The sequence below is a fragment of the Streptomyces huiliensis genome, from assembly GCF_020037025.1.
GTDB classification, from domain to species: domain Bacteria; phylum Actinomycetota; class Actinomycetes; order Streptomycetales; family Streptomycetaceae; genus Streptomyces; species Streptomyces huiliensis.
On sequence record NZ_JAIQLH010000567.1, the window covers coordinates 1 to 489 of the forward strand.

Annotated in this window: 1 pseudogene; it reads left to right on the plus strand. The window is 72.4% G+C overall.

From position 1 onward, the window contains the following. Positions 1 to 489, plus strand: a pseudogene (locus JNW98_RS35890) (bifunctional ornithine acetyltransferase/N-acetylglutamate synthase); the annotation flags it as partial.

Here is a 489-nt window from a genome sequence, read left to right on the forward strand (position 1 = left end):
TGGTCGCAGCAGGTGTTGAAGTCCGGGGAGGTGACGGCCGTCGTCCTCAACTCCGGCGGTGCCAACGCCTGTACCGGTCCCGAAGGCTTCCAGGACACCCGGGCCACCGCCGAGCGTGTGGCTCAGGTGCTGGACCGTGCGGCCGGCGAGGTGGCGGTGGCCTCCACGGGGCTGATCGGCGTCCGGCTGCCCATGGAGAAGCTGCTTCCCGGCGTCGAGAAGGCCGCCGCCGCACTCTCCCCTGAGGGAGGGGAGGACGCGGCCGTCGCGATCAAGACGACGGACACCGTGCACAAGCCGGCCGTCGCGGAGCGCGATGGGTGGGTGGTCGGGGGCATGGCCTAGGGTGCGGGGATGCTGGCCCCTGGGCTGGCGACGATGCTCGTCGTCCTGACCACCGACGCGGACGTCGACGCTCCCGGCCTGGACGAGGCCCTGCGCGCCGCCGTCCGTTCCACCTTCGACCGGGTCGACTCCGACGGCTGCATG